At 31.2% G+C, this 4439-nt stretch carries 2 protein-coding genes and 2 pseudogenes; 3 read left to right on the top strand and 1 reads right to left on the bottom strand.

What is annotated here, in order from left to right:
• From OC698_RS02615 to OC698_RS02605, 3 genes and pseudogenes are all read left to right on the top strand, one after another.
• On the top strand, positions 1–312 hold a 312-nt coding region (locus OC698_RS02615), incomplete at its 5' end, for a DpnII family type II restriction endonuclease (protein ID WP_304513157.1).
• Positions 313–2206: 1894 nt separating this feature from the next.
• A pseudogene (locus tag OC698_RS02610) lies at positions 2207–3880 on the top strand (reverse transcriptase domain-containing protein).
• A gap of 168 nt (positions 3881–4048) precedes the next feature.
• On the top strand, positions 4049–4240 hold the full coding sequence (locus tag OC698_RS02605) for a hypothetical protein (protein ID WP_304513156.1): 192 nt from the start codon (positions 4049–4051) through the stop codon (positions 4238–4240).
• Positions 4241–4308: 68 nt separating this feature from the next.
• On the opposite strand, the pseudogene OC698_RS02600 reads toward OC698_RS02605, so the two are convergent.
• Positions 4309–4439 (bottom strand): annotated as a pseudogene (locus OC698_RS02600) (transcription termination factor NusA); the annotation flags it as partial.

Here is a 4439-nt window from a genome sequence, read left to right as displayed (position 1 = left end):
TTAAAAGAAGCAGAATTAATTGAAACCAAAAGAATAGATTTTGTTTTCAAACATAATGAAATGACTTATTGTTTGGAATGTAGTTTTTTCAATGTTTCAGGTTCTAAAATTAATAGTGAATTAAATCGCATGTTAGAATTTAGTAGAACTATTAATAAATTTAAAAAATATAGATTTATTTATGTTATTGATGGGCCAGGATTGAAAAAAACAAATATTTTAGTTAATAAAATATTAAATGAAACTAATAACTTTTTTAACATTCATCGTTTTCAAAAATTTTTTAAAAAAGATTCACAGTTTATTTTTTAAAAAAATTATCTGTAATCCGCATGGGCGCCAAAGAGGCCTAAATTTCGTGTTATTTAACCAATAACCAGGGCCGATAAACCCTGAAAGGATATGGTCGGTCTGGCAGACGAAATCATGCCAGATTACAGCAGACCATAAAAGCGGGTTGCGACGAAAGCAAATTAGTCAAGAAGACGCCGCCACCAAATAATTCTATGGAGAAACCTGCAATGGTCTAAGAAGGAAAATTGATGTAATATATAAACCTATCTCGGAAGTTGCTTAAACGGACAGTCTAGAAACTACAATAAACAGTTAACTAATGGTGATACGAAGTTAAACCTGGAAAGGGAATAAATTAGGGAAAGCGGTGTGCTGGAAAACTTGCTCGTACCGTTTGGATAGGAGCTGTTTTGTAATATTTGCTAACTATCAAAGAAACGCAAATAATCTATCTGTATTAAATAAGATGCAATTTCATAACCTTTCTCTCAAATTAATATGAATTGCAATCCAGAGGATATCGATATATAATCTTTAATATTGAATAGTTTATTATATATAAAATAACTAAAATATGAGAATTAATTTCTGATATTTTAAAATTTAAAGAATCAAAATTAAAGGAAATTTAATTAATGTTGAAATTACAAAATAAATTTAAAATAATAAATTTTTTTTTCAATTATTTTTACTTTGTTAGGACTTATAATTAGCAATCATCGAGTAATGGCGATGAAGAATTAAATGATGAAATTTCTATAAAGAATGAAATCGCTAAACTTTATTTAGAAAAAACAAAATTAATGAATAAACTTTCATATTGTTTCATTTATCATTTAGATGATGATTTCTTACAAAAAAAATTGAATAATTTAGAATGCAAAATGAAAAAAACTTTTCCGAAGAATCTATGATATTGAAAATTTAAATTCTATAAATGAACAAATTCGGCGTTATGCATATGAAAGAAATCAAATAGCCAATAAAATTTTAAGTAATTCCTATCAAAACTCCGAAATACAAACTATTTATTGCAAATCATTCAATATTAGTAAAAAAAATTAAGAATTTAGAAAAAAGATATATCAATTTACAATCTAAATTAAATGAATTTGATCCATCAAATTATTAATGAATAATTATTAAATTTAATTTGATAATTATTTTACTATTATTAGAAAAATTAAAAAAATTCATGAATAAAAGATTTTTTTAAAAATTTGCTGTTATAATTGTTTTTTTAAGAGATAGAAAGAATTATTATGTTTATGTGGGCGGGGCGCCAAAGAGGCCTAAATTTCGTGCTATTTAACCAATAGCCAGAGCTGATAAACTCTGAAAGGATATGGCCGGTCTGGCAGACGAAAGAATATCAGATTAGAGCAGACCATAAAAGCGGGTTGCGACGAAAGCAAATTAGTCAAGATGACTCCGCCACCAAATAATTCCATGGAGAAGCCTGAGATGGCCTAAGAAGGAAAATTGATGTAATAGCGAGACCTGTTTCGGAAGTTGCTGAAACGAACAGTCCAGAGTCTACTAATATATATGGTATGTATTGAGTAGTTTATCAAATAAAGAAAACCTGGAATCAGCCTCGCTAAAGAGGATACTTCCCCTAAAGAATTAAGGTAGAAATTTAGCGTAACTTGGAGAATCCTAAAACCAAGTAATTAAGTTTATTAATCCGGAAATAAAAGCCCGGATGGTCAAGGATAAAGCATCTTTTTAGTAGTCGTAAGGGTAAACCTAAATTTGGAATAATTTAGTTAATCGGCTTACCGAGAAGAGAGTTAATGACTCTTATAGGGCGAAAGAAGAAAGTAATTTATTATTTATTCGATGGTATCAAGAAAGAAGTTGATAAATGATGTCAACAACAGTTTCACTAGAAACTAAACTTTCGTGAACATTGAATAAAATTCAATATCGTTCATCAAACGGTTACTCTTTAAAAAGAGAACTCCAGCAGGGAATGAATAATTTTTATAATACGTTGAAGAATCGCGGCTAACAAAAGCGCGGGAACACCGGGTATTGACAATGAAACCATTGATGGAATTAATCTAAGGAAACTAGAAAGATACCATCAGAAATACGTCAATAATGGTTATAACCCCAAACCAGTTAAAAGAATTCTCATTCCTAGTGATAATAAAGGAACTAGACCCCTAGGGCTACCTACTATCAAGGATCGGCTAATACAAAAATGCCTTAGCTCCCTATTTTGAAAATATCTTTTTAGAATGGAGCTTTGGATTTAGAACCAAAAAAATCTTGTCATGACGCGATCAAACGCGTTAAACAAAGATTTAAAAGGGATTGACTATATTATCAAAATTGACTTAAAAGGCTACTTTGATACCATCAATCATGAAATTCTCATGAGAACCTTAAATCGGTTCATCAAAAAGAGTAAAGTCCTCTCAACCATTAACAAATGGCTAAAAGCTGGGTTTATGAAAGATGGAATCAAATACGAATCTTTATCAGGCTCTCCTCAAGGAGGAATTATTTCCCCTTTGTTGGCGAATGTATATTTACACGACATCGACCTAAAAATGGAGGAACTTATTAAAGAAGGGAAGCCGATTAGGAAGAACAACCCAGAATATCAGAAAGCATGGCTTAAAAACCAGCACCATTAACTGGGGATTGATAGTTCTCTTAATCTAAATCCAAAACTTAGAGTCGAATACATCCGTTACGCTGATGATTTTATCATTGGTGTCAAAGGCGAGTATAACCAAGCCGAGAAGATTAAGAATCAAGTGGTCCAATGGCTAGAGCAAGATTTAAAACTTACTATCAGTAAGAATAAGTCAAAGATTGTTAAAGCCAGCAAAGGAACTAGGTTTCTATCCTACATGGTAAAGGTAAATCCCACCAATAAAACCCGTACAAGGAAATCCACAAAGAATTCCTTAAACGGTAAATTTCAAATCCAAATTCCCCAAGCGAAAGCCAAAGAATATGGACATGAATATAATTGGTTAAAAGAGGGAAAGGTGAAACACGACGAAACATTAGCGGATCGAGACGAATTAGAAATAATTAGAACCTATCAAACAATTGTTAGAGGAATTTATCCAATACTTTTGTTTAGCCAATAATCTCGGTGTTTTAACCTATCTAAATTATCTAGCTGAAGATAGCTGTTTGAAAACATTGGCAAGGAAACGAAAAACGTCGATTGCCAGAGTTCGAAAGAAATTCCATATAGGTTCAACTTGGGGGGATCTCCTATATTAACAAAGGAAAGACTCAATACGAACCATGGGACGTTTACTCTTGGGATAAAATTAAAAAAATGCGTAACTATAAGGGAAATCCGGATATTACCATCAATAGATTTTTATTCCAGAGTCGTACACATCTAACTGACCGCCTAAAAGCGGAACATTGTGAGAACTGCGACAAAACAACTCAACTCCAAATTCACCACATTGGCACGGTCCGCAATGCGAACTACCAAAGTATCATGAATAAAAGAACAAAGGTATTGTGTAAAGATTGTCATCGCAAGATAACCAATCAACAAATACATGATATCAAAAGAACAAGAACGATAAGAATAAATAGCTAATTAACCGCGAGGGGAAATTAGTTCTCGAGAGAGAGTAAATTATTGAAAGCCGGATGCTTGGAAACTTGCTTGTCCGGTTTGGACGGGGGCTGATTGTAAATAAAATGGCAAATACAAATCGCTAAATAAAACGCAATTAATCTATCCGTATTTAAAGAAGTGCAAAAAATGACACAAAACACAGAAAAATTGAATTTACCCAAAGAAATAAAAAAAATTTTTGGTTCAAATATTTTAAGTTTAATTGGTGATCATCCTTTACATAAAATTCCTTTAGATCGTCAAAAACGTCTTTATGGTATTTATGAAAATTTTTGTTTTTATATTGTTGCCTACGACCCAAAACACAAAGCAAGATAAAATATTTATCTATTAAAAGCAAAAGCTTTTTTGGTTCTTTTGGCAAGGATTTTGATAAAGATAATTTTCTATCTCCATTTAAATAAATCTATTTTTTCACCTCTTAAAATGTTTAAAATATTTTTAATTCTATAACCTTTTTCGCCAACACAAGTACCGATAGGGTCTATTTTTTTATCATGAGAAGATAATCCGACTT

It is taken from the genome of Candidatus Phytoplasma gossypii (assembly GCF_030586975.1).
Taxonomy (GTDB): domain Bacteria; phylum Bacillota_I; class Bacilli_A; order Acholeplasmatales; family Acholeplasmataceae; genus Phytoplasma; species Phytoplasma citri.
The sequence above is the reverse complement of the archived record's forward strand: the minus strand, read 5'-3'. Positions and strand labels throughout refer to the sequence as shown.

What these genes read in the sequence shown, in the direction of transcription:
- OC698_RS02605 (WP_304513156.1), top strand. Translation starts at nt 4,049, where the DNA reads ATGACACAAAACACAGAAAAATTGAATTTACCCAAAGAAATAAAAAAA.